We start from the raw sequence: 24170 nt of genomic DNA on the forward strand, positions 1-24170 counted from the left end.
TTGCCAAGCATAAGGAGCACAGACATGATCGATCTCATTCCAGGACTGCCGGACGACGTGCTCGGCGTCAGCGCGTCCGGCCACGTCGACGCCGATGACTACCGGCAGGTGCTGATCCCCGCCGTCGAGGCGTCGCTCGCAAAGCACACCAAGTTGCGCCTGCTGTTCGTCACCGCGCCCTCATTCAAGGGCTACAGTGCCGGCGCCATGTGGGAAGACGCCAAGCTCGGCTTCCATCACCTGACGCACTGGCGCAAGGCAGCCATCGTCTCCGATGTGCGCTGGCTGCGGTCGGCGGTGGCGGCGTTCGCATTCGCGATCCCCTGCCCGGTCCAGCTGTTCCGCGGCGACCAGCTGGACGAAGCGAAGGCCTGGCTGGCGCACGACTAGGGCCTGTTAACGCTATGGCAATCGCTGCGGCGGAGGTCGTTTTGGCGCAGGGCAAGGCGCCAGCCGCGCCGCCTGGTGGCGCCAGGCAAGCGGCTGGCAACGCCGCCCTGCGCCAAAACGGCCCCGCCCCATTCGGGTTGCGCCAGCAATCGCGCCATGCGGCGTTACGAGCCTTGCGCTTGGCGCCACCAAGCCCTGCGGCTCCTGCCTTGCCTGGCGTGATTGCTGGCAGCAACGCAGCGATCGTCCATAGCGTTAACAGGCCCTAGGCACCATGCCGGCACTCGACGCCGTCACCGTGCTGATGCTGGCCGGCGTCGTCGCCGTGCTGGCCTTCGATTTCACCAACGGCTTTCACGACGCCTCGAACATGCTCGGCACGCTGATCGCATCGCGGGCGATGACGCCGGGGCAGGCCGTCTGCCTGGTCGGCGTCTTCACGTTCGTCGGTCCGGTGCTCGGCGGCACGGCCGTCGCCGACACCATCGGCGGTTTCGTCGATCTCGACAACCAGAGTCGCGCCGTCGCGCTCGGCATCGTGCTCAGCGGCCTGCTCGGCGCGATTGCCTGGAACCTGCTGACCTGGCGGCTGGCGATTCCGTCGTCATCCTCGCATGCGCTGGTCGGCGGTCTGGTTGGTGCGGTGCTCGTCAGCGCCGGCGCGCAGGACGTGCACTGGGGCTGGACCGCGCTCTGGCACGGCCAGCTGGCCGGCGTCAGCAAGCTGATGGTGTCGCTGCTGGTCTCGCCGCTGATCGGTCTGGCAGCCGGCTACGGCCTGCACCGCTTCGCAGGCTTGCTGTTGCGTCGCGCGCGCCCGGCGGTCAACGACACGCTGCGTCACCTGCAGTGGCTGACGGCATCGGCGCTGGCGTTTTCGCACGGCACCAATGACGGCCAGAAAGGCATGGGTGTGATCGCGCTGCTGCTGGTGCTCGCCGGCCTGCACACGCAGCTCCAGGTGCCACTGTGGGCGATCGCCCTGAGTTCGCTGGCGATGACCGGCGGCACCCTGATCGGCGGCTGGCGCATCGTCCGTACCGTCGGCTTCGGCATCTACCGCCTGCGTCCGCTGCATGGCTTCGACGCCCAACTGGCATCGTCGGCGGTGATTCTCGGCGCCTCGGCTTTCGGTGGCCCGGTCTCGACCACGCATGTCGTCAGCGGCGCAATCATGGGTGTCGGCGCCTCCGAACGGCCGCGCGCCGTGCACTGGATGAAGGCGCGCGAGATTCTCGCCACCTGGCTGCTGACCCTGCCCGGCGCCGCGCTCGCCGGGGCCGGACTGTGCCGGCTGATCCGCGTCCTGATCGCGCACGACTTGTGAATGCGGAGCTTCATCATGGACACCGACACGCCCACCCTCTGGAAACGCCTGCGCAATCAGATCCTGCCGCCGGTGCCGAACTTCTATGCACGCCTTTGCCGGCAGTGCGAGATGGCCGCCGGCGGCATCGACGAGCTGGTTTCGTACATGGAAACCGGGCGCGATCCACACGCCGACCGCGTCGCCGAGCTCGAGCGACGCGGTGAGGCCCTGAAGAACGAAAACATGGCGACGCTGCATCAGGCCTTCTCGACACCGATCGACCGCGAGGACATCTACCAGTCGATCGCGGCGCTCGCCGAGATTCTCAACTACGCACGCACGACGGTGCGCGAAATGCAGCTGCTGGCGGTCAGGCCGGATCGCCACACGCTGGGCATGGCGCGCCAGCTCGCTGCCGGCGTCGCCGAACTGCAGCGCGGCTTCGACCAGCTCGAGAAGCAACCGCTCGCGGCCGAGGCGCACGCCGACAATGCCCGCGCCACCGAACGCGAGGTCGAGAACAGCTATCGCGCCGCGGTCGCCGAACTGTTCGACGCCAGTCACTACCGGCGCACGCAGACCGGTGCCGACAATCCGGAGGCAGCGTCGCTGAACGTGCTGCTGCAGCCATTGCCGGACGATCAGAGCCCGGCGATTGCGGCAGCGCTGGGCTTCGTCGTCGACATCCTCAAGCGCCGCGAAATCTACCGACACATGTCGAACGCCGCCGACCGTCTGGTGCGTGCCGGCGAGGTGCTGCACGACATCGTCGCCAAGATCGCCTGAACCCCGCGTTCGTCATCACGGCAGGCAGTTCATGATGTGTAAACCATGCTTGACATATATGTAAAGCTTGCTTTACTCTCCGCGCACTCACTCCCGAACTGCCCGGAGGCTGATGATGAACAAGGTGCGCCCATTTCGTTGTTTCGATGGAAAGGCCTTGCCGACGTCCGTCGGCGTTGCGATCTGGCTTGTCGCCAGCGCGCTGCTGCAGCGCCAATACGGCCAGTGGCCCGACACCACGCGATTGCTCGCGACCAGCCAGATGCTCGCCGTGATCGGGCTCGTGTTCGTGCTGGTGCGCTCGATTGCCCGGCTCGACGAACTCGAACGCCGGATTCATCTCGAGGCAGCGGCAACGGCCGGCGTTCTCCTGATCACGGCCATCGCCGGATGGAGCTTCATGGAGAGGACCGGTCTGCCTAGCGTCGACTGGTCACTGCTGGCCACGCCGGTTTTCGTCATCGCGTGGTCGCTCGGCGTGTGGTGGATCGGTCGAAAATTCGTGTGAAGAATCGACTGCGGAATCTCCGCGCTTCACGGCAATGGTCGCAGGCCGATCTCGCCAAGGCCCTCGGCGTCTCGCGTCAGACCATCAACGCCATCGAAACGGAAAAGTACGATCCCAGCCTGCCTCTGGCGCTGAAGATTGCGCGCCTCTTCGAACGCCCGCTCGAGACGATCTTCGACTCACCCGACGATCCGTGAGCCGGATGCCCGTGTGCGCGCGGGTGGTGACAGGATTCTTGCCAGCGTGCGACAAGGCCGCGTCCGCCGGAGCGCGAATATCTCCATCATCCGGCGATCACCGGGAATCTGGAACGTTTCGCCGACGCCGTCGGCATTGACCCGGATCAAGGCGACGAGTGGCTGCAAGCGGCATGCTCGGCAGACGCACCCGCACCGGAGATCGTCATGCCCGTCCCCCAGCGCAGCGGCAGCCTGTTCGAGGTGATCGGCGGCCACGAGGGCATCGCCGCACTGGTTGTCCGTTTCTACGAGCGCGTACTGGCCGATCGCACGCTGGCGCCGTTCTTCCTGCACGTGCCGATCGATCGCCTGCGGCGCATGCAGATCGAATTCTTCTCGGCCGCGCTCGGCGGGCCGACCCCGTACAAGGGGCGCGTGATCGCTCATGCGCATCAGCAGTTGGGCATCTCGCGCCCGCACTTCCAGCGTTTCGTCGGCTGCCTGTTCGATACCCTGGCCGATCTGCCGCTCAGCGAACAGGACCGCTACGACATCATCGGCCGCATCAATCTCTATGCCGAAGACGTGATCGGCGCCGGCTCCGACTTCAGCGACTGAGCCCGGCCTTGCGACACCGAACGGCCGCATCCGGCGCTGCCATGCGCGCGGGCGTTGCTCAGGCGGATCGCCGCGACAGCCGGAACGCATGCGGCGTGTGGCCCGACCAGCGCCGGAACGCATTGATGAAGCTGGTTGCCTCGGCATAGCCGAGGCGCGCGGCGATCTGCTCGATCGACATGCGCGGCCCGCCGAGGAATTCTTCGGCGAGGGTCTGGCGCACTTCATCGCGCAGCTCGGCGAAGGTTGTCTCCTCTTCGAGCAGGCGCCGGCGCAGCGTGCGCGCCGTCAGGCACAGCTCGCGCGCCGCAACGTCCATGTCCGGCATATCGGCCGCGCGGGCGGCCAGCAGTTCGCGAACTTTCGACGCCAGTCCACTGCGAGCGCGCCGTCCGTCTAGCAGCTTGCGGCACTGCTCCCGCGCCGCGTGCAATGCAAGCTCGTTGGCCAGCGGCATGCGCTGCTCGAACAACGCGCGATCGAGCACCGCCATCGTGTGCGGCGTCGAGAATTGCGGACGCACCCGGAAAAAGCGCGCGTACTCGCCGATGTCGGACGGCGCTGCAAACGCGAACTGCAAGGCGCCGAGCGCCGGCTCGAACGCGAACAGATCGCGCATCACAGTGACGAAACAACTGAAATCGCGGGCCACGAGAAACGCGCGCACATCGTCCGGCACGCCGTCGTCGTCGACGATGACGCGCGTCTGCGTGCCGTGATCCTCGACCTTGAAGCGGGTGAACGCGAACGTCAGATCGAAATACTGCAAGGCCACGTCGAGCGCGGCGCGCGGCGTCGGGCTGCTGATGATCGCAAAGCCGAGCACGCCGAATGCCGTGAAGTGGTAGCACTGCCCGGCCTCGATGCCGAGGCCCGGCGGATCGCCGAGACCGTTCACCAGATTGCGGATCAGCTGCAATTCCTGCTCGCCACTGACCAGATACTCGGGATCGCCGAGCTGCCGCGCATCGAGGTCGGTGCCGGCCAGCACCGCGCCCAGGGTCAGGCCGTGCTTGACGGCGAGATCGGCCATCAGGCGCATGCTGGTGACGTTACGCTGGAAACTCCATCGCGGCACAGCGAGCCTCGCGGGCGGTTGTGGCCTTGATTATCGATTTTTTGTCCGCCGCTGTCATGTCACACCGCCGCACATGCGCTCAGAATCATCGTCATTCGGATAAGCAGTGAACGCAGGAGAACGCATGAATACGCAGAACACGTCAGCGCCGCGCAGCAACCCCAGGGTCGTGATCATCGGCTCCGGCTTTGGCGGGCTCGGCATGGCGATCCAGCTCAAGAAGGCGGGCATCGACAGCTTCGTCGTGCTGGAAAAGGCCGACCGCCTCGGTGGCACCTGGCGCGACAACACCTATCCGGGTGCCGCCTGCGACGTGCAGTCGCATCTGTATTCGTATTCGTTCGAGCCCAAGCACGACTGGACACGCAAGTTCGGACTGCAGGCGGAAATTCGCGACTACATGGAAGACTGTGCAAGCAAGTACGGCCTGCACGCGCACATCCGCTACCAGCAGGAAGTCGCATCGGCGGCCTTCGACAAGGATGCCGGACTGTGGACCATCACCACGCGCAGCGGCGAGGTGCTGCAGGCGCAGGTGCTGGTCAGCGCGGTCGGCCAGCTCAACCAGCCCGCCTACCCGAAGATACCGGGCATCGAGACCTTCAAGGGACGCGCCTTTCACTCGGCGCGCTGGGAGCATGACGCCGGGCTCGACGGCCAGTCGGTCGCGGTGATCGGCACCGGCGCCAGTGCGATCCAGTTCGTCCCGCAGATCGCTCCGAAGGTGAAGCAACTGACGCTGTTCCAGCGTTCCGGCGCCTGGGTGATCCCGAAGGCCGATCGACCGTTCGCCCGCATCGAACAGCGCCTGTTCGAATCCCTGCCGCTGTTCGATCGCGTCTATCGCACGTCGATCTACTGGAAAAACGAGGTGCGCGCGCTGGGCTTCACGCGCTTCGGCGGACTGCTTGAAGCCTGGGCCTGGCAGAGCCGCCGCAACATGCGCCGCGACATCAAGGATCCGGTCAAGCGGCAAAAACTGATGCCGGACTACAAGATCGGCTGCAAGCGCCTGCTGATTTCCAACGACTGGTTCCCGGCAATCAACCGGGACAACGTCGAGGTCGTCACCGATCGCATCGAACGCATCGAGGCGGATGCCGTGGTGACCGCCGACGGCACGCGCCACCAGGTCGATACGATCATCTACGGCACCGGCTTCGCAGCCACCGAATTCCTGACGCCGATGAAGATCACCGGTATCGACGGGCTGGATCTGAACGAAGCCTGGAAGGACGGCGCCGAAGCCTACAAGGGCACTTGCGTCTCGGGCTTCCCGAACCTGTTCATCCTCTACGGTCCGAACACCAATCTTGCGCACAGCTCGATCATCTTCATGCTGGAATCGCAGTTCCGCTATGTCATGCGATGCCTGCACACGCTGAGCGAGCGGAGTCTGTCGTACATGAACGTGCGCGCCGAAAGCCAGCGCCGCTACAGCGAGAAAATCCAGAAGCGCATCCAGAGCAGCGTCTGGCTGGCCGGCTGCGATTCGTGGTACATCAACAAGTCCGGCAAGGTCACCAACAACTGGCCGGGCTACACCTTCAATTTCCGCCGCATGACGAGCCGGCTGGAACTGCAGGACTACGAGCTGCAGACCGCGCCGGTCGTGGTCGTTTGATTAATTCGCGCCATCCTGAACAATGCGCAGCTCGGGCAGCGGGCCTGATTCGGGGACGTACATGACGCAACACGACTACGACTACGTGATCGTCGGCTCGGGCTTCGGCGGCAGCGTGTCGGCGTGCCGGCTCAGCGAAAAGGGTTACAAGGTCGCCGTGCTCGAACAGGGGCGGCGCTGGACGCAGGACAATCTGCCGCGCAGCAACTGGCGGATTCGCGACTATCTGTGGCGGCCGTTTCTCGGCCTGCGCGGCTTTCTCAGCCTGCGCCTGTTCCGGCACGTGATGATCCTGCACGGCAACGCCGTCGGCGGCGGTTCGATCACCTACGCGCAGACCCTGCTGGTCCCGCCGCAGAAGGTCTGGCACAACGGCAACTGGGCCGGACTCGACGACTGGGACGCGCAAATGCCCGGGCATTACGCGACCGCGCAGCGCATGCTCGGAGTCACCGAGAACCGCCGGCCCGGCCCCGCCGATGCGCGACTGAAGCAGATGGCCGATGCCACCGGCGTCGGCGACAGCTTCTACTACACCAGGGTCGGCGTGTTCTTCGGCAAGGACGGCGACGCGCCGGGCACCGAATATCCCGACCCGTATTTCGACGGGGAAGGCCCGACGCGCAAATCCTGCCTCGGCTGCGGCGGCTGCATGGTCGGCTGCCGGCACGGCGCCAAGAACACGCTGGACCAGAACTATCTGTATCTCGCCGAGAAGCGCGGCACGACGGTGCAGGCCGAAACGCGCGTCGTCGACGTGCGGCCGCTGAACGACAAGGCCGACGGCAGCGACGGCTACGAAATTCTCACCGAGCCGACGTTCGCCCGCTTCTTTCGCAAACGCTCGCGCGTGACGGCACGCAACGTGGTCTTCGCGGCCTCCTCGCTCGGCACGCAGGAACTGCTGTTCAAGCTCAAGACCGGCGGCTCGCTGCCGAACATTTCCGACGATCTCGGCAGGCGCGTGCGCACCAATGCCGAGTCCATCCTCGGCGTGCGCTATCCCGGCACCGGCGACGACATGTCGAAAGGCGTCGCGATCGGCTCGGGCATCTACATCGACGAGCACACGCACATCGAAGCCGTGCGCTATCCCGAAGGCTCGAACCTGCTGGCCGGTCTGTTTACGATCCTGACCGGTGGCCGCCCCGGCTTCACGCGCGTTTTCGTGTGGCTGTGGACCATGTTCGGCCTGCTGCTGCGTCACCCGCTGCGCGGCTTCAAGGCGATCCTGCCGTATCGCGCGTCGAGCGAAAGCGTGATCTTCCTCGTCATGCAGACCCTCGACGGTCATCTCGACATGCGCTGGACGCGGCCCTGGTACTGGCCGTTCGCAAAAACCCTGAGCACGCACGGCAAGCGCATCCCGACCTTCATTCCGGAAGCCAATGCCTTCACTGAAAAGGCCGCGAAGGCGACTGGCGGCATCGGCCTCAGCACGATCACGGAAATCCTGTTCAACGTGCCGATGACGGCGCATTGCATGGGCGGCTGCGCGATGGGCGCGACACCGGAACAGGGCGTGATCGATGCACAGAATCGCGTCTTCAACTACCGGAACCTGTACGTCGTCGACGGCTCCATGCTGGCCGCCAATCTCGGCGTCAATCCGAGCCTGACGATCACCGCACTGGCCGAACGGGCGATGAGCTTCATCCCGGACAAAGCGGCAGCCTGAGCGGTTTGCCGCGCCCGACCGGCATCAGCGCCGGACCGAACGCCATCTGCGTCAGGCTTCGCGCAAATGTGCGAGCAGCAGGTCATTGAGCAGCGCCGGCTGTTCCAGCGGAATCCAGTGGCGGCCGCCCAGACGCTGGTAACGCCACTTGCCGCGCACGCGCGATTCCGACGCCAGCATCTGCGATTCGGTGAGAAAGGCGTCGCACTCGCTCCACAGCGCCAGCGTCGATGCCGGCACGGCGGGGTGACTGCGGAACAGTACATCGACGAAATTCGCACGATAGATCCGCAGCGCCGCAGTCAGGCGACCCGGTGCGGACAGACGTTGCATCACGGCGTCCATCTGCGGGTGCGTCCCGAACACGCGGCGCAGGCTGAACCGGCCGTTGCCCGACAGCAGACGCTCCGACAGGCCGGCGAGCAGGAAGAACAGCACATACCAACCCTTGATCTTCTGCGCGAGGCCGGCGCGGCCATAGGCCGTCGGATGCCCGACCGACAGCACGACCAGCCGCAGGACACGCTGCGGGTAGTAGATCGCCGCGTACCACGCCAGCACCGCGCCCCAGTCATGCCCGACGATGTGTGCCTGCGCGATGCCGAGTTGATCGAGCAACGCCAGCGCATCGGCAACGATGAGGCGGGCCGAATAGTCGTGCAGCTGCGCGCCGACCGCCGACTCGCCGCAGCCGATCGTGTCCGGCGCGATGCAGCGGAAGCCGGCAGCATGCAACGCATCGATCTGCGCCACCCACATGCCGGCTTCATCGGGAAAGCCGTGCAGCAGCAGTACCGCCGGCCGGTCGCGCGCACCCGGCGCGGAATCCAGATAGGACAAGCGGAAACCGCGGCTGTCGAAATAACCCCGCCGTACTGCACCCATGGTCCACCCCTTGTTCAGCACGCCATGGCGATCACCGGGTCACGATACTGCGGGTTCAATCTTCCAGCAGATCGAGATTGCGGACCGCACCCATGTCGGCGCTGGTCACCAGCTTGGCATAGGCCTTCAAGGCTGCGCTGACCTTGCGCGGACGCGGTGCCGCAGGCTTCCACCCCTGCGCGGACCGAGCGGCGCGGCGCCGTTCGAGTTCCGCATCGCCGACCTCGAAGCGCACGATGCGGTTCGGAATGTCGATGAAGATCGTGTCACCGCTTTCGACCAGCGCGATATTGCCGCCCTCCGCCGCCTCGGGCGAGACGTGCCCGATCGACAAGCCCGCCGTACCGCCCGAAAAGCGACCGTCGGTGATCAGCGCGCAGGTCTTGCCGAGTCCCTTCGATTTCAGATAGCTCGTCGGGTACAGCATCTCCTGCATGCCGGGTCCGCCGCGCGGTCCCTCATAGCGAATCACGACCACATCGCCGGCCTTGACCTTGCCGCCGAGAATCGCGTCGACGGCGGCGTCCTGGCTCTCCAGCACGACAGCCGGTCCGCTGAATTCGAGAATGCTCTTGTCGACGCCGGCGGTCTTGACGATGCAGCCACGCTCGGCGAGGTTGCCGAACAGCACGGCCAGACCACCGTCCTGGCTGTAGGCGTGGGCCTTGCTGCGGATGCAGCCTTTCTCTCGATCGGTATCGAGCTCGTCGTAACGGCAGCTTTGCGAGAACGCCTTCGTGGTGCGGATGCCCGCTGGACCGGCGCGGAAGAATTCCTGCACCGCCGTGTCCTGCGACTGCGCGATATCCCAGCGCTTCAGTGCATCGGCCAGCGACGGGGCGTGCACGGTAGGCACCGAGCTGTCGAGCAGGCCGGCGCGATCCAGTTCGCCGAGAATCGCCATCACGCCGCCGGCGCGATGCACGTCCTCGAGATGGAAATGACTGGACGGCGCGACCTTGCAAAGGTTCGGCACCTTGCGTGACAAGCGATCAATGTCGCCGATGTTGAAGTCGATCTCGCCTTCGCGGGCCGCGGCCAGCAGATGCAGCACGGTGTTGGTCGAACCGCCCATCGCGATATCGAGCGACATCGCGTTCTCGAACGCCGCCTTGCTGGCGATATTGCGCGGCAGGGCGCGCGCGTCGTCTTCGACGTAGTGACGCCTGGCCAGTTCGACGATCGTGCGGCCGGCCTTGCGGAACAGCTGCTCGCGATCACTGTGCGTCGCCACCAGCGAGCCATTGCCCGGCAGCGACAGGCCCAGCGCTTCGGTCAGGCAGTTCATCGAATTGGCGGTGAACATGCCGGAGCACGAACCGCAGGTCGGACAGGCCGAGCGTTCGATCTGCGCGACGTCGGCATCCGACACCGAATCATCGGCCGCTGCCACCATCGCATCGACCAGATCGAGCGGAATCACCTTGTCCGCGAGCCTGGTCTTGCCGGCTTCCATCGGCCCGCCGGAGACAAACACCACGGGGATGTTCAGGCGCAGCGCCGCCATCAGCATGCCCGGCGTGATCTTGTCGCAGTTCGAGATGCAGACCAGCGCGTCGGCCGTGTGCGCGTTGCACATGTACTCGACGCTGTCGGCAATGATGTCGCGCGACGGCAGCGAATACAGCATGCCGTCATGGCCCATCGCGATGCCGTCGTCGACCGCGATGGTATTGAACTCCTTGCCGACGCCACCGGCCTTCTCGATTTCCTCGATGACCAGCTGACCGAGATCCTTGAGGTGGACATGCCCAGGCACGAACTGCGTGAACGAATTGGCAACGGCGATGATCGGCTTTTCGAAGTCCCCGTCGTTCATGCCGGTGGCACGCCACAGCGCGCGGGCGCCAGCCATGTTGCGGCCGGCAGTGCTGGTACGGGAGCGGTAGGCAGGCATCGGGAGCTTCCTTGGCGACGGTTCATGGAGTGGGCGCCATTCTGATTGGATTCATGTATACGGACCAATACATAATCGCGATCCCTGATATTCGGAAAGCAAATAGTGGAACTGCGCCAGCTGCGTTACTTCGTCGCCATTGCCGAGGAAGGCAGCTTCTCGCGTGCCGCTGCACGACTGCATGTCTCGCAGCCGCCGTTGTCGACCCAGCTCAGGAAACTGGAAGACGAGCTCGGCGTGCGTCTGCTGGAGCGCGGCAACCGCGGCGTGTCTCTGACCACCGCCGGCGCGGTGTACTACGAGGAGATTCGCGCGACGCTGGCGCGGCTCGAGCACGCGCGAACGCGGACCCTGCAGGCCGATCGTGGCGATGCCGGCATGCTGTCGATCGGCTTCGTGTCGATCGCCGACTACGGCATCCTGCCGCCGGCGCTGAAAAGCTTCCGCACCGCCTTCCCGCGTGTCGAAGTCGAACTGCACGAACTGACCACCGACGCACAGATCCGCGAACTGCGCGCCGCGCGCCTTGATCTCGGCATCGGTCTGGCTCCGGTCGACGAGCCGGACCTCGAATTCGGCAGCGTGCTGCGCGAGGAGCTGGTGCTCGCCGCACCGACCGGCTACCCGACCGCGCGAAGCGACGGCGGCATTGATTTGCGCACGCTGTCGAAGGCAAGTTTCATCGTCCCGCCGCGCGACATCGGTCCCGGCCTCTACGATCTGACGATCAGCCAGTGCCGCGCCAGCGGCTTCGCGCCGCGCATCACCCAGCACGCACGCCAGATGCAGACCGTGATCGGTCTCGTGTCCTCCGGCATGGGTGTTGCGCTGGTCCCGGCGTCCGTGCGCAATCTCAAACGCAGCGGCGTGCAGTACCGGCCGCTGCGCGGCAAGCCCGCGTTCGTCGAACTCGGCATCCTGCGCCGGCGGGATGCCGACCATGTGCCGGCCGCGAATTTCGCCGAAGCGCTGCACCGGGCGGCACGCAAGCGCGACGGATTGCCGGCGGCGTCATGACCTCACGGCACCGACAGCGCGCGAGCTTGGCGCGGCGGGCGACGCGCCAATGCTGTCGTCCGTTGATTGGCGCGCCCGACAGGAGTCGAACCTGTGACCCTCGGCTTAGAAGGCCGATGCTCTATCCAGCTGAGCTACGGGCGCGAGGCCCGCATTGTAGGGGAAGCACGCCGGCGAGAGCCACGCGCTAGAGAGGTTTCAGCTGCCAGAGTACCGCAAGCTTGCTCGACGCCGACACCGACACCAGACTCGGCGTGGCCGAGCCGGTCACCGCTTTCTTGAGCGTTGCCAGGCCTGTGGTCGTGACCGTCGTCGCGCTGCCGGTGCACTGCGTCTGCAGACGCACGGCGTACAGGTTGTAGTGCTGGTCGATGACGCTGAACGCGCCGCTGTAGTTGCAGCCGTCTTCGTCGGCACCGGAGAACGTGCCGCCGGCATCGATCGAGATGCTGGTGGTCGGTGTACCGAACTGATCCTTGAGCCCCCAGCTGCCCTGGATCAGCGAAACATCGGAGCGCGATTCGTAGGCAACGCTGTCGTAGGACAGTGCAAGGCTGCCGGAATCGAGGCTGGCGCCGCTGGCGTCGCGTTCGGTGAAGGTCATCTGGATCGCGGACTGTTCATCGTAGGTGCCGCCGGCGACGATCGACGTGATCGCCTGCCCGGTGGTCGGGTCGGTCGATTCGTCTGCCGGGGTGCTCGGATCGTCCGGCGTGCCGGGGATCGTGACTTCCCTGAACAGGCGTGCAGTCCAGGTCAGGCCACGCGCCTGATCGGTCTTGGCGTAGACGCCGGAGGCGATCAGGCTGCCATCGGCATTGAACAGCATGAACGTCGAATCGCCGTTGAGAAATGCCGTGACGTTCTCGGTCGATTGCGAATCCGTCAGCGTGCCTTCGTAGACGCCGGCCGGCGCCGCGCTGGTCGGCCGCACGATCGGCGTTTCGATCGAATCGTCCTGCGACCCGCATGCCGCGATCAGCAGCACGGCGCCCAGCGCGCAGGCGGTTTTCAGCAGGCGGAACACGATCATCGAGGGCCTTCCTTGGGCAGGACCTGCACTCTAGCAAACACCGTGATCCACGAAGACAGCAAGGCCGTAGACAAAACTACCAATTGCATGATTTCCGGTTCACGGTGAAAATCCTCGCGAGATCAAAAATATGCGCGATCTTCTGGAGCTTGGGTGGACGAAAGGACGCTGACGTACCTGCAACAGCTTCCGCGCAGCACGGCGGCGGTGGCGATGCTGCGCGCGCTGGGCGGCGAGCTCGCCGGACAGGTGCCGGCCCCGCAGCTGCGCGCCCTGCTCTATCGCACCGGCCGTGCGCTGGCGCGTGAACACTCGGCCAGCAGCATCAAGACGCTCGCCGAGTTCGAAGGTTTCGCCGGCCGCATGCTGGCCAGTCTCGATCTGGGCTGGATGCAGATCGAGGAAGTGTCCGGCGCCGTCGACTTCCTGCACGGCGCCGCACCGCTGACCGCCTGGTTCGGTACAGCCGCAGCTGAATGGTCGGCCGGCCTGCTCGAAGGCCTCTATGCGGAATGGATGATGCAGCTTGGAGCCGATGAGCGGCTCGACGTGCGTGAAATCGAGGACCGTGCACTGCCTGAGGGTGTGGTCCGCCTGCGCTTCGCGCATGAATCGGCTTTCGGGGTTTGAGATGAGTGACCGTAAATCGTCGGACGATGTCCAGCAGCTGCTCCGCGACAAGCGGCTCGGCGATCTGCAGTACCGCGAATTCGCACCGACGCACGCCGCGCAGCTGAAGCTGGCGGACAGCAAGCTCAGACCCCCCGAGCCCGGGCTGCCGCCGGTCACCGCCGTACCGCCTGCGCCGGCGCCGAGCGCCGCGCTGCCCGACACCCCGGCGCCGGCACGCAGCGGGCCGGTTGCCGGATTGCCGAGCGTGCCGCCGCGTGCCCAGCCCTCTGCCGAGCCGCGCTCGGCAGTGCACGAAAGTCCGCTGAACTTCACGTTCGAACGTCTGCGTCGTCAGGTGATTCCGGCACGCGCCAACGGTCCGCTCATCGATCTGCAGCTCGCACCGCGCCACCGCGCCGCCGCGATCCCACGGCTTGAGCTCCTGCAGCAGCGCAGTCTCGCCGACGTGTTCAGCACGCTCCAGCACGCTTCCGGCACACGGCGACACGGCTCCTGAATGCGTCGCCGCGGCTACGTCCAGGGAGGACCGACATGCGGCAGCTGAGCATCGTCCTGATTCTCGTCGCAATGGCGCTGCCGGCGTACGCGCTGGTGACGGCGCCGTTGTCGCTGTTCTGGCAGGCCTTCACGGCGATCGGCATGGTGATCGCGGTCAACGTGTTGCGCCGCCTGCATGATTACCGCTGGGCACTGGCGATGATGGGGCTGTCGGTGCTGGCCAGTTCGCGCTACCTGTACTGGCGCCTGACCGAAACCCTGCCGCTGGGCCAGGAATTCAATGCCTGGGACCTGTTCCTGTCGCTGGGTCTGATCGGCGCGGAGTTGTACGCCTACACGATCCTCGTGCTCGGCTTCGTGCAGACCATCTGGCCGCTGCACCGCAAGCCGGCGGCGCTGCCGGCCGATGCCTCGCAATGGCCGACCGTCGATATCTTCATTCCGAGCTACAACGAGCCGCTGGCCGTCGTGCGACCGACCGTGCTGGCGGCGCTCGCGCTCGACTGGCCACGCGACAAGTTCAACGTCTACGTGCTCGATGACGGCCGTCGCGAGGAGTTCCGGGCCTTTTGCGAGCACGTCGGCGTCACCCACATCACGCGCGCCGACAACAAGCACGCCAAGGCCGGCAACATCAATGCCGCGCTCAAGCACACCCGCGGCGAGTACATCGCGATCTTCGACTGCGATCACATTCCGGTGCGATCCTTCCTGCAGATGACGATGGGCACGATGCTGGCCGATCGCGAAGTCTCGCTGGTGCAGACGCCGCACCACTTCTTCTCGCCCGATCCGTTCGAGAAGAACCTCAACACCTTCCGCAAGGTGCCGAACGAAGGCGAGCTGTTCTATGGCCTGATCCAGGACGGCAACGACTTCTGGGACGCCTCGTTCTTCTGCGGCTCCTGCGCCGTGCTGCGTCGCACCGCGCTCGAAGAGATCGGCGGCATTGCCACCGAAACGGTGACCGAGGACGCGCATACCTCTCTGCGCATGCATTCGCGCGGCTGGAAGAGCGCCTACATCAACATTCCGCAGGCGGCGGGGCTGGCGACCGAATCGCTGTCGGCACATGTCGGCCAGCGCATCCGCTGGGCACGTGGCATGGCGCAGATCTTCCGGGTCGACAATCCGATGTTCAAACCCGGCCTGAATTTCGGTCAGCGCATCTGCTACTCGAACGCGATGCTGCACTTCTTCTACGGTCTGCCGCGCCTGATTTTCCTGACCTCGCCGCTGGCCTATCTGCTGCTCGGCGCCGAAATCATCAAGGCGCAGGGCTGGATGGTGCTGGCCTACGCGGCACCGCACGTGATTCTCGCCACCGTGACCAACAGCCGGGTGCAGGGGCCGTTCCGTCATTCGTTCTGGGCCGAGATCTACGAGACCGTGCTCGCCACCTTCATCCTCGTGCCGACGCTGCTGGCGGTCATCAATCCCAAGCTCGGCAAGTTCAACGTCACCGCCAAGGGCGGCATCGTCGATCGCGACTATTTCGACAAGGACATCGCGCGGCCGTACTACCTGCTGTTCTCGCTGAACATGATCGGCTTCGCGGTCGGCATCATCCGCCTGCTGGCGGGCAGCGCGCACCCGGACACGCTGATGCTCAACATCGGCTGGACCATGTACAACCTGCTGATCGCCGGCGGCGCGCTCGCGGTCGCCAACGAAAAACGCCAGGTGCGCACGGCCGTGCGCGTGCGCACCAAGCTGCAGGCAGCGATGCGGCTCGATGCCGACAGCGGGGCCTATCTGACCGACACCCTCGATGTCTCCTACAGCGGCGTGGCCCTGCAACTGCCGCCGGAACTGACGGTCGCGACCGGCGATCACATCCAGATCCTGCTGATGCCGGAACGCAATGACGTCTGGCTCGACGCGACGGTACGACGCAACAGTCATGGCATCGTCGCGGCGCAGATGACGGAGATGTCGATTGCCCAGGAAAGCGCGCTGGTGCAGGCCCTGTTCGGCCGCGCCGACGCCTGGATCCAGTGGCGCGAGACCCAGCGCAGCGACAAGCCGCTGTCGGCGCTGCTCAACGTCGGCCACTATGGTCTGCGCGGTGGGCGCGACTTCTTCCAGTGGTTTTTCCGCAGCGTGTTCACTCGCGGCTCGCGCGGCGCGCCGGCGAATTCCGCCTAGCCGCGATCCGATTTTCAGCTGGAGTTTCAGGGAGCGTTGTTCGATGCGTGCACACCACATCATGTCCCGTCTGCTGACCGGCATCGCGGCAATGCTGATCGCCGCCTCGGCCGCCGCCGCAAGCGACGTTTCGTCGGCAGCCGACAGCGCAGGCGTCGGCACCGACCGCGCGTCGCAGCAGTCGGCGCGCACGCTCAGCTTCGAGGATCTGGGCATGATCTACAGCCTCAAGCTGCGGACCGTGTTCGGGCAGGCCTCGATTCCCCTGAACCTGCGTGCCGACCAGATCGTCACCGCGGCGACCCTGGATCTGCACTACGCGCATTCGCCGTCGCTGCGTTTCGATCTCAGCCATCTCAGCGTCTACATCAACGATCAGCTGCTGCGGACCATGCCGTTGTCCGCCGAAACCGCGTCCGGAACCAGCGTCCGCATCCCCATCGATCCGCGCCTGCTGCTGCCGCACAACCAGATCCGCTTCGAGCTGGTCGCCCACTATGCCAAGCCCAATGAGTGCGAAGACCCCGCACACACCACGCTGTGGGCCGACATCGACAATGACAGCAAGATCGAACTGAGCCTGTCGCCGCTGCCGGGCGCGCCATCGCTGGAACGCCTGCCGGCGCCGATGTTCGATGCCGGCGACGAACGCCACCTGCGTCTGCCCTTCGTGTTCAACGGCGCGCCGAGCCCCGAGACGGTCAAGGCCGCCGGCATCGTTGCCGCCTGGTTCGGCGCGCAGGCCGATTATCGCGGTGCCGATTTCCCGGTGTCGTTCGGCGCACTGCCGGGCGGTCACGCCGTGGTCTTCATCAGTGGCGGCAATCCGCCGCCGGGCTTCGAGCGTTTCGCCGGTCTGCGCACGCCGACCGTCGCGGTAGTCGACAACCCGACGGCACCCGGCAGTCAGCTGCTGGTGTTTGCCGCGGCCGATGCCGATGGCCTGGTACAGGCCGCGCAGGCGCTGGCGCTCGGGCATCTGAGCCTGCAGGGCGCGCAGGCCGAAATCAGCAGCCTGCAATTGCCGCCGCCGCGCGCGCCCTGGAGTTCGTCGCGCTGGATCGACCCGTCGAAACCGTTCCAGCTGGCGCTCGGCGCGACCGGACCGCTGTCGGTCACCGGACTGGTGCCGGGCCCGGTCAGCTTCGAGTTCTCGTTGCCGCCGGATTTCTATCCGCTGAGCGAAGACAGCGTGCACGCCCGGATCAAGTACCGCGCCGCGCCGATCTCGGCCGTGAACTCCTCGCTCAACATCCTGCTCAACGATCAGTTCGCCGGCGGTGTCGCGCTCAATCACGGTGACGATCACCGCGTGAAGAAGGTCGACGACAGCTCGACGCTGGACGTCACGCTGCCGACCGAAGCATTGCGTGCACACAACCGGCTCGACGCGCAGTACCACTTCCGCCGCGACACCAATACGGTCTGCGAGGATTTCGACAGCAGCAGCCTGCAGGGTTCCATCGATCCGGCCTCGACGCTGGAAATGCATCACTACGCTTACTTCAGCGAGATGCCGGCGCTGGAGAAATTCGCCGACGGCGGCTTCCCGTATTCGCGCCTGTCGGATCTGGCCGATACCGCCATCGTCCTGCCGACGACGCCCGGCGAGAGCGACGTCTCGGCAGCGCTGATCGCGCTGGGTCACATCGGCCGCTGGACCCGCGATGCGGCAAGCCGCGTCGAAGTCACGACCCTGGATGCCATGGACAACGTCAAGGATCGCGATCTGCTGGTGATCGGCCGCCTCGACCGGCTGACGCTGCCCGATGACTGGACCGACCGCATGCCGCTGCGGCTGTCCGGCGACCAGCTCGAACTGGCGCCGATCGGCTGGCTGACCGCGCTCAATGAGCGTTACCTGTTCGATCGCGATGTCGATTCCGCCCGTTCGCATGCGAGCCGCGTGATCGTCGACGCCGGTCAGAATTTCGCGGCGCTGATGGGCTTCGAGTCGCCACTGGCCTCGCAACGCAGCGTGATCATGATCACCGCCGGTCGCGGCGGCGACGTGCGCGATGCGGCACTCGCGTTGACCGATCCGGGTACCGCGCAGTTCGTGCGTGGCGGCCTGACCCTGGTGCGGGCCGACAAGGTCAGCGGCTATGACTTCGGCGGCCACTACGAGGTCGGCCATCTGCCCTGGTGGTTCGAACTGAAACGCTGGCTCGCCCGTCATCCGTACCTGCTGTGGCCGATCGCCTTGCTGCTGGCGATCCTGCTGGGCACCCTGCTCAACGTCGCGCTGCGCCGCAAGGCGCGCGCGCGGCTGAAGACCAAGGGCTGATCGCGCCGATGATGCGCATGCCCGGCCTGCGCTGGCTTATTGCCGGACTGTTCGTCCTGCTGCCGCTGCTGGCGGGTGCGGCGACAGCGAAGAAGGCCACTGCCTGGCCGGACTGGCAGGCCTTCGACGAGGCTTTCATCGACGCGCAGGGTCGGGTCATCGACTGGACCGATCACGGCCGCACGGTTTCCGAGGCGCAGGCCTATGCCTTGTTCTTCGCGTTGGTCGCCAATGATCCATCGCGCTTCGCGCAGATCTACGACTGGACCGAAAGGAATCTGGCCAAGGGCGACCTGCGCAAGAGCCGTCCGGCCTGGTTGTGGGGCGAGCGCGACGACGGCAGCTGGGGCGTGCTCGACGCGAACTCGGCGACCGACGCCGATCTCTGGCTCGCCTATACGCTGATCGAGGCCGGACGCCTCTGGCACAAGCCCGACTACGGCCTGACCGGTCGTGCCCTGCTCGCCCAGATCGCGACCAGCGCCGTTGCGCCGATACCGGGCGGCCCGATGCTGATGCTGCCCGGCCAGCAGGGCTTCACCGGCAGCGATGGCTCGATCCGCATCAATCCCAGCTACTACGTGCCGATGCAATTGATCGGTTTGCAGAGCGAAGATCCCAAGGGTCCCTGGCTGCGCCTGCTGAACGATTACGCCGCCTTGCTTCCGCAGATCGCGCCGCTGGGCCGCATGCCGGACTGGACCGTCTGGCATACCGACCGCATCGTCGTCGACCCGACGACTGCCGGGGTCGGCAGCTACGACGCGATCCGCGTCTACCTGTGGGCCGGCATGGTGCCGCTTGCCGACGCGGATGCGCGGAGACTGCGCGGCGCACTGAATGGCTATCGCGACATGATTCGCGAACTCGGCCATGTGCCGGAACGCTGGAGCACCGGCAACAGCGGCATCAGTGGCGATGCGCCGCCCGGCTTCTACGCCGCGCTGCTGCCGTTCCTGCAGCGCAGCGGCGACCCCGCCCTGTACGAGCAGCTGCGTCAGCATCTCGACGAAACACGGGTCGACGGCCTGTACGGCAAACCGGCCCGTTACTATGACCAGGTTCTGGTGTTGTTCGGCAAGGGCTTTGTCGACGGGCACTATCATTTCGACGCCAAGGGCAGAGTGATTCCTTCATGGCAATGAAAGTGGCGAAGCAGTACGGCACGGCCCTGAGCCTGTGCACCGGTCTGCTGATCGGCGGCCTGCCCGTTCTGCCGGCATCGGCACAGGACAGCGCCGCGGTCAGCCAGCTGGTGCAGCAGGCACAGTTCTGGGACGCCAAGCAGCGCCCCGATCTGGCGCAGGAAAGCTGGAAGCGCGTGCTGCAGGTCGACCCGCACAACGCCAAAGCGCTCGCGCGACTGGCCGAAATTGCCGATCAGAACGGCAACCATGCCGACGCCCAGCATTATCTCGATACGCTGCAACAGGTCGCACCGGATTCGACGCTCGCACACCGCGCGCAGCAGCAGCTGCAGGGCGGCGGTGCGGCGGCAACGCTGCCGCAGGCACGCCAGCTCGCCCAGCAGGGCAAGGCCGCCGACGCACTCAAGATCTACGAACAGGTCTACGGCGGCACCACGCCGCCGGACGACGTCAGCGGTCTCGAGTACTACGAGACCATGGCCGGTGTCGACAGTCGCTACGCCGAGGCGCGCGATGCGCTGGCGCAACTGGTCCAGCGCAACGACGGGGACCCACGTTACGCATTGACCTATGCACGCGTACTGACCTATCGCGAAAACACGCGGCGCGACGGCATCGCCCGCCTGCGTGCGATCAGCGGCGACAGCCGATACGGCGCCGATGCGCGCCGCGCCTGGCGTCAGGCCTTGATCTGGCTGCAGGCGACACCCGCCGACCAGCCGCTGTATCAGGACTATCTCGGCACCGTCGGCGATGACCCGCAGATCGCGCAGAAACTCGCGGCGCTGAAGGAAGCGCGCGCCGGCGCGGTTGCGGCACAGGCGGTGCAGAACAACGACGCCGAGCTCGCCCGCGCGTTCCGCAATCTCGACAGCGGCGAGCTTGATGCTGCGGAATCCGGCTTCGAGCGCCTGATCGGCAAGGGCGGCAGCAACGCCGATGCACGCGCCGGGCTCGGTCTGGTGCGCCTGCGCCAGCAGCGCTTCAACGATGCCGCCAACCTGTTCGACGACGCGATCCGCGCCAAGCCATCGCTGGAACCGCGTTATCGCGAGGCAAGACGCACGGCGCTGTTCTGGAATCACGCGCGCAATGGCCAGCGCGCCGACAGTGATGGCGATACGCGCCGCGCGGAGAGCGAGTACGCGGCCGCACTCGCCAACCCGCCGCCGGGTGGCGCACCGAGCGCGGTGGTCCGCGCTTACGCCGATGCGCTGGTCGCCAACGGCAAGACGCCGCTCGCCGAGCAGAAACTGCGCGCCGCACTGAAGGCCAGCCCCACGGATCCGGATCTGGTCAGCGGCCTGGCCGCGATCCTGCTCAAGAGCGGTCGAAACGACGAAGCCCGCAGCCTGCTCGCCAATGCACCGGAAGCCTCGCGTGTGCAATTCCGTACGGCACAGGCCGAACTGAGCCGGCAGCAGGCCGCGACGCTGATGCAGGCGGGCCGTTATCCGGAAGCCGAGCAGAAACTGCGCGAAGCGCTTGCCACCGCACCCGAGTCACCGTGGATCCGTCTCGATCTGGCGCGTCTTTACCGCCGCATGGGCCGCGACGCCGAAGCCGAATCGCTGCTCAACGCAATGGTCGAGGCCTCGGCCGACAGTGCGCAGGCGCATCTTGCGCAGGCTTACGCGTTCACCGAATCGCAGCGCTGGTATGAGGCCCTGATCGCACTCGAAGGCCTGCCGCCGGCCGACCGCACACCGGACGCACGCAAGCTGCAGCGCGAAGCCTGGGTGCGCTACCAGATCCAGCGCGCGACTCAGGCCGCTCAGCAGGGCGATGCCAGCCATGCCGCGGAGTGGCTTGGCGCGGCCGTCAACGCCGCCGGCGATGATCCCTCGCTGGCCAGCGCGCTTGCGCAGGGCTGGGCGTCACTCGGCGATCCGGCGCGTGCGGTCGCCGTGCTGCGTCGCAGCTTCGCGGCGCGCGGCGAACCGTCGGCCGGCGATCGCATCCAGTACGCGGCCCTGCTCCTGCAGATCGATCAGGACGCCGAATTCGAGGCGGTCAGCACGACCCTGATCCAGCACGGCGGCATGTCGCCACAGGAATCGAAGACGCTCGAAGACCTGATCGTCGGCTATCGCATCAAGCTCGCCGACCGCGCCCGCGAGCGCGGCGACTTCGCGGCGAGCTATCGGCAACTGCGCGAAGTGGTCGCGCGCTATCCGAACCAGCCACGCGTGCAGATGGCGCTGGCGCGCCTGTTCGCCTCGGCCGGCGAACCGGACAAGGCGCTGGCGATCGGCCGTTCGCTGATGAACCAGCCCGAACCCAGCGACGAGCAGCTCTATGCGGCGATCGACAGCGCACTGGCTGCCAAGGACAAGGACACGGCCGCGCAGTGGATCGACATCGCGTTCAAGCGCGGCAGCGATCCGGTCGCCGCCCATCGTGCCGCGGCGCGACTCGCCGAACTGCGCGGCCGCCAGGCCGAAGCGCTCGGCCACTATCGCGAAGCCGACGCGCTCGCAAAACAGCAGAGCGACTACAGCGCCGCACCGCCGGAGCTGACGCTGATCGATCCGGCCACCGGCGCCGCCAGCGAACTGCCGGGACCGATGCGCGACATGCTGCAGGGCACCGACGTGCCGGTCGGCCCCTTGCTGCCACGTGCGCCGGATGCCGGCAGCGAAGCGCCACTGCCGGCCACCGCCGTGCTTTCATCGCGCAACGGCGTCGCGCCCGGCGTGACCAACACCTACAACGGCTATCAGCTGTCGTCGTCCCTGCAGCGCGCACCCGTCGGTTCCGCCGCGGCGTCTGCAGATGCCCGCTACGGTGCGCCGGTGGCCCTGCAGTTCGACCGCCATCTGCATACCCCGGCGCCGGACTCGAAATGGGTCGCGCCTTTCGATCCGGCACAGGTCAAGCCGATGGATCGCCTGGAAGGCGATGTCAGCGGCTGGATGCTCGGCGGCTTCGACAGTCGCTCGCGCGCCGGCGAAGGCGGCCTCGGCAAGCTCTTCGATCTGGAAACCCCGATCGACTGGGCCAGCCGGCAGTGGAGCGGCGGTCGGGTCGCCCTGCGCATTCGTCCGGCCTATCTCGACGCCGGTACCGTGTCCGGACGCACCAATCTGCTGAAGTACGGAACCCTGGCGCTGGTCAACGGCGAAAGCGGCAATCTCGACCAGTCCGACAGCGGCATCGCCTTCGCAGCTGCCTACCAGATCGGCACGTTCACGGCCGACATCGGCACCACGCCGATCGGCTTCGACATCGAGAGCCTGGTCGGCGGACTGCTGTGGACGCCGACCGTCGGCGACCTGAGCCTGAGCTTCAATCTGTCACGGCGCGCAATCACGGACAGCCTGCTGTCGTATGCCGGCACCTATGATCCGCTGACCGGTCGCGATTGGGGCGGCGTCACGCGCAGCGGCGCGCGCGTCGACGCGGCGTACGACTTCGGCAGCTACGGCCTGTATGGCAACGGCGGCTACTACAGCCTGACCGGACGCAATGTCGCCGAGAACACCGAATTCGAATTCGGCGGTGGCCTGTTCGTGCGCGCCTACCGCGGCGCCAACAGCACGCTGACGGCGGGCGTGAATCTGACGACATTCGGCTACGACAAGAATCTGCGCTACTACAGCTTCGGCCATGGCGGCTATTTCAGCCCGCAGTTCTTCGGCGCGATCACCCTGCCCGCCTCGTTCACCGGCACCTACGGCTCGCTGAGCTACCGGCTCGACGCCGCGCTCGGCATCCAGAGCTTTCGCGAAGACGGTACCGCGCTGTACCCGAACAACGGCGCGCTGCAGGACGAGGTCGAGGAACTTGCCGCCTTCGAGCCGGCCGCCGACATCCCGACCGGCTATCCGTCGCAGCACAACACCGGGCTGGGCTATCGCTTCGCTGGCGCGGCGCAATACCGGCTCACCGATCACCTCGCGCTCGGCGGTTCGCTGGGTATCGACAACGCGCGGGACTATCGCGAGCTGAACCTGATCGGCTATCTGCGCTATTCGTTCGCCGGGGTCCAGCCGCTGCCCAGCGAACCCGAGGTACCGAGCATCTTCACCGGACCGTTGCCATGAAGACCTGGTTCATTGCCGTACTGCTGTTGCCGCTCGCCGCGTTCGCACAGAGCGCGGCCGCGCCCAGCTCGGCGCAACTGCAGTCGCTGCTCGAAAACGGCCAGGTGACACAGGCCGTCAATACGCTCGAAAACACGCTGGGCGACAATCCCTTCGATCCCGTGCAGCTCAACAATCTCGCTGTCGCGCGCTCGCGCGATGGCGATGTCTATGCGGCGCTGGAACTGCTCGATCGCGCTGCACGGCTGGCCCCGGACCAGGCGGTGATCCTCGACAACCGGACCAAATTGCGCGAATGGATCGCCGCCAGGATCGGCGCCAACAAGCAACAACTCGACACGGTCGCGGTCGACCGGCTGCCTTCGCAGCTGCCCGATCCGCCGCCGCTGTGGGGCGAGTAGACGTTCA

20 protein-coding genes and 1 tRNA gene are annotated in these 24170 nt (G+C 66.2%); 16 read left to right on the top strand and 5 right to left on the bottom strand.

Annotated elements, in window-relative coordinates:
• Window positions 1-24 precede the first annotated feature (24 nt).
• The 6 genes from G7Y85_RS03080 (at window position 25) to G7Y85_RS03105 (ending at window position 3790) form a co-directional block, all read left to right on the top strand.
• On the top strand, window positions 25-390 hold the full coding sequence (locus tag G7Y85_RS03080) for a SpoIIAA family protein (protein ID WP_166251465.1): 366 nt from the start codon (window positions 25-27) through the stop codon (window positions 388-390).
• Window positions 391-664: 274 nt separating this feature from the next.
• Window positions 665-1717 (top strand): inorganic phosphate transporter, encoded by a 1053-nt coding sequence (locus G7Y85_RS03085; protein ID WP_166251467.1) that lies wholly within the window; start codon window positions 665-667, stop codon window positions 1715-1717.
• A gap of 15 nt (window positions 1718-1732) precedes the next feature.
• A complete protein-coding gene (locus G7Y85_RS03090) occupies window positions 1733-2485 on the top strand; it encodes a DUF47 domain-containing protein (protein WP_166251470.1) in 753 nt (250 codons plus the stop codon).
• A 115-nt stretch (window positions 2486-2600) separates the two neighbouring features.
• The gene (locus tag G7Y85_RS03095; protein WP_166251473.1) at window positions 2601-2993 is read left to right on the top strand and encodes a hypothetical protein; all 393 of its coding nucleotides are present in this window, start codon (window positions 2601-2603) and stop codon (window positions 2991-2993) included.
• Window positions 2990-3190 carry a helix-turn-helix transcriptional regulator gene (locus G7Y85_RS03100; protein WP_166251476.1) on the top strand — a complete coding sequence of 67 codons (201 nt, stop codon included), beginning with the start codon at window positions 2990-2992 and terminating at the stop codon, window positions 3188-3190. The genes G7Y85_RS03095 and G7Y85_RS03100 overlap by 4 nt, the downstream gene beginning before the upstream one ends.
• Before the next feature lie 207 nt (window positions 3191-3397).
• Window positions 3398-3790 (top strand): group I truncated hemoglobin, encoded by a 393-nt coding sequence (locus G7Y85_RS03105; protein WP_166251479.1) that lies wholly within the window; start codon window positions 3398-3400, stop codon window positions 3788-3790.
• A 58-nt stretch (window positions 3791-3848) separates the two neighbouring features.
• Here the strand turns inward: G7Y85_RS03105 and G7Y85_RS03110 are convergent, their stop codons facing one another.
• Window positions 3849-4868 carry an AraC family transcriptional regulator gene (locus G7Y85_RS03110; RefSeq protein ID WP_166251482.1) on the bottom strand — a complete coding sequence of 340 codons (1020 nt, stop codon included), beginning with the start codon at window positions 4866-4868 and terminating at the stop codon, window positions 3849-3851.
• 124 nt (window positions 4869-4992) lie between these two features.
• Here G7Y85_RS03110 and G7Y85_RS03115 point away from each other — a divergent pair, with 124 nt between their 5' ends.
• Together G7Y85_RS03115 and choxAB are read left to right on the top strand one after the other, a co-directional pair.
• On the top strand, window positions 4993-6492 hold the full coding sequence (locus G7Y85_RS03115) for a flavin-containing monooxygenase (RefSeq protein WP_166251485.1): 1500 nt from the start codon (window positions 4993-4995) through the stop codon (window positions 6490-6492).
• 61 nt (window positions 6493-6553) lie between these two features.
• The gene (choxAB, locus tag G7Y85_RS03120; RefSeq protein ID WP_166251488.1) at window positions 6554-8170 is read left to right on the top strand and encodes a cholesterol oxidase; all 1617 of its coding nucleotides are present in this window, start codon (window positions 6554-6556) and stop codon (window positions 8168-8170) included.
• A gap of 51 nt (window positions 8171-8221) precedes the next feature.
• Here the strand turns inward: choxAB and G7Y85_RS03125 are convergent, their stop codons facing one another.
• Window positions 8222-9055: an alpha/beta fold hydrolase gene (locus G7Y85_RS03125; RefSeq protein ID WP_166251491.1), complete on the bottom strand. Its 834-nt coding sequence runs from the start codon at window positions 9053-9055 to the stop codon at window positions 8222-8224.
• A gap of 55 nt (window positions 9056-9110) precedes the next feature.
• Complete coding sequence (ilvD, locus tag G7Y85_RS03130) at window positions 9111-10952, bottom strand: dihydroxy-acid dehydratase (RefSeq protein WP_166251494.1); 1842 nt, start codon at window positions 10950-10952, stop codon at window positions 9111-9113.
• Window positions 10953-11057: 105 nt separating this feature from the next.
• On the opposite strand from ilvD, the gene G7Y85_RS03135 reads away from it, so the two are divergent.
• The gene (locus G7Y85_RS03135; RefSeq protein ID WP_166251497.1) at window positions 11058-11969 is read left to right on the top strand and encodes a LysR family transcriptional regulator; all 912 of its coding nucleotides are present in this window, start codon (window positions 11058-11060) and stop codon (window positions 11967-11969) included.
• 67 nt (window positions 11970-12036) lie between these two features.
• Here the strand turns inward: G7Y85_RS03135 and G7Y85_RS03140 are convergent.
• Both G7Y85_RS03140 and G7Y85_RS03145 read right to left on the bottom strand, forming a co-directional pair.
• Window positions 12037-12113 (bottom strand) — tRNA-Arg (locus G7Y85_RS03140).
• A gap of 43 nt (window positions 12114-12156) precedes the next feature.
• Window positions 12157-13002 (bottom strand): hypothetical protein, encoded by an 846-nt coding sequence (locus G7Y85_RS03145; RefSeq protein ID WP_166251500.1) that lies wholly within the window; start codon window positions 13000-13002, stop codon window positions 12157-12159.
• A gap of 153 nt (window positions 13003-13155) precedes the next feature.
• Here G7Y85_RS03145 and bcsD point away from each other — a divergent pair, with 153 nt between their 5' ends.
• The 7 genes from bcsD to G7Y85_RS03180 all read left to right on the top strand — a co-directional run bounded on the left by bcsD (window position 13156) and on the right by G7Y85_RS03180 (window position 24163).
• Complete coding sequence (gene bcsD, locus G7Y85_RS03150; RefSeq protein WP_166251503.1) at window positions 13156-13632, top strand: cellulose biosynthesis protein BcsD; 477 nt, start codon at window positions 13156-13158, stop codon at window positions 13630-13632.
• A 1-nt stretch (window position 13633) separates the two neighbouring features.
• Window positions 13634-14131, top strand: a complete 498-nt coding sequence (locus tag G7Y85_RS03155) for a hypothetical protein (RefSeq protein WP_166251506.1) — start codon at window positions 13634-13636, stop codon at window positions 14129-14131.
• A 35-nt stretch (window positions 14132-14166) separates the two neighbouring features.
• Window positions 14167-16281 carry a UDP-forming cellulose synthase catalytic subunit gene (bcsA, locus tag G7Y85_RS03160; protein ID WP_166251509.1) on the top strand — a complete coding sequence of 705 codons (2115 nt, stop codon included), beginning with the start codon at window positions 14167-14169 and terminating at the stop codon, window positions 16279-16281.
• A gap of 61 nt (window positions 16282-16342) precedes the next feature.
• The gene (locus G7Y85_RS03165; RefSeq protein WP_166251512.1) at window positions 16343-18568 is read left to right on the top strand and encodes a cellulose biosynthesis cyclic di-GMP-binding regulatory protein BcsB; all 2226 of its coding nucleotides are present in this window, start codon (window positions 16343-16345) and stop codon (window positions 18566-18568) included.
• Window positions 18569-18576: 8 nt separating this feature from the next.
• Window positions 18577-19713 carry a cellulose synthase complex periplasmic endoglucanase BcsZ gene (gene bcsZ / locus G7Y85_RS03170; protein ID WP_166251515.1) on the top strand — a complete coding sequence of 379 codons (1137 nt, stop codon included), beginning with the start codon at window positions 18577-18579 and terminating at the stop codon, window positions 19711-19713.
• Window positions 19704-23762 carry a cellulose biosynthesis protein BcsC gene (locus G7Y85_RS03175; protein WP_166251518.1) on the top strand — a complete coding sequence of 1353 codons (4059 nt, stop codon included), beginning with the start codon at window positions 19704-19706 and terminating at the stop codon, window positions 23760-23762. Before bcsZ ends, G7Y85_RS03175 begins: the two co-directional genes overlap by 10 nt.
• Window positions 23759-24163: a tetratricopeptide repeat protein gene (locus G7Y85_RS03180; protein ID WP_166251521.1), complete on the top strand. Its 405-nt coding sequence runs from the start codon at window positions 23759-23761 to the stop codon at window positions 24161-24163. Before G7Y85_RS03175 ends, G7Y85_RS03180 begins: the two co-directional genes overlap by 4 nt.
• Window positions 24164-24170: the final 7 nt, after the last annotated feature.

It is taken from the genome of Solimonas terrae, from assembly GCF_011067135.1.
In the GTDB taxonomy this organism is placed as follows: Bacteria; Pseudomonadota; Gammaproteobacteria; order Nevskiales; family Nevskiaceae; genus Solimonas; species Solimonas terrae.

Coding starts and splice junctions, on each gene's coding strand:
- G7Y85_RS03095 (WP_166251473.1), top strand. CDS start 2,601: ATGAACAAGGTGCGCCCATTTCGTTGTTTCGATGGAAAGGCCTTGCCG.
- G7Y85_RS03145 (WP_166251500.1), bottom strand. CDS start 13,002: ATGATCGTGTTCCGCCTGCTGAAAACCGCCTGCGCGCTGGGCGCCGTG.
- G7Y85_RS03125 (WP_166251491.1), bottom strand. CDS start 9,055: ATGGGTGCAGTACGGCGGGGTTATTTCGACAGCCGCGGTTTCCGCTTG.
- G7Y85_RS03165 (WP_166251512.1), top strand. CDS start 16,343: ATGTCCCGTCTGCTGACCGGCATCGCGGCAATGCTGATCGCCGCCTCG.
- G7Y85_RS03105 (WP_166251479.1), top strand. CDS start 3,398: ATGCCCGTCCCCCAGCGCAGCGGCAGCCTGTTCGAGGTGATCGGCGGC.
- G7Y85_RS03085 (WP_166251467.1), top strand. CDS start 665: ATGCCGGCACTCGACGCCGTCACCGTGCTGATGCTGGCCGGCGTCGTC.
- G7Y85_RS03080 (WP_166251465.1), top strand. CDS start 25: ATGATCGATCTCATTCCAGGACTGCCGGACGACGTGCTCGGCGTCAGC.
- bcsZ (WP_166251515.1), top strand. CDS start 18,577: ATGATGCGCATGCCCGGCCTGCGCTGGCTTATTGCCGGACTGTTCGTC.
- G7Y85_RS03155 (WP_166251506.1), top strand. CDS start 13,634: ATGAGTGACCGTAAATCGTCGGACGATGTCCAGCAGCTGCTCCGCGAC.
- G7Y85_RS03180 (WP_166251521.1), top strand. CDS start 23,759: ATGAAGACCTGGTTCATTGCCGTACTGCTGTTGCCGCTCGCCGCGTTC.
- choxAB (WP_166251488.1), top strand. CDS start 6,554: ATGACGCAACACGACTACGACTACGTGATCGTCGGCTCGGGCTTCGGC.
- G7Y85_RS03175 (WP_166251518.1), top strand. CDS start 19,704: ATGGCAATGAAAGTGGCGAAGCAGTACGGCACGGCCCTGAGCCTGTGC.
- bcsA (WP_166251509.1), top strand. CDS start 14,167: ATGCGGCAGCTGAGCATCGTCCTGATTCTCGTCGCAATGGCGCTGCCG.
- G7Y85_RS03090 (WP_166251470.1), top strand. CDS start 1,733: ATGGACACCGACACGCCCACCCTCTGGAAACGCCTGCGCAATCAGATC.
- G7Y85_RS03115 (WP_166251485.1), top strand. CDS start 4,993: ATGAATACGCAGAACACGTCAGCGCCGCGCAGCAACCCCAGGGTCGTG.
- ilvD (WP_166251494.1), bottom strand. CDS start 10,952: ATGCCTGCCTACCGCTCCCGTACCAGCACTGCCGGCCGCAACATGGCT.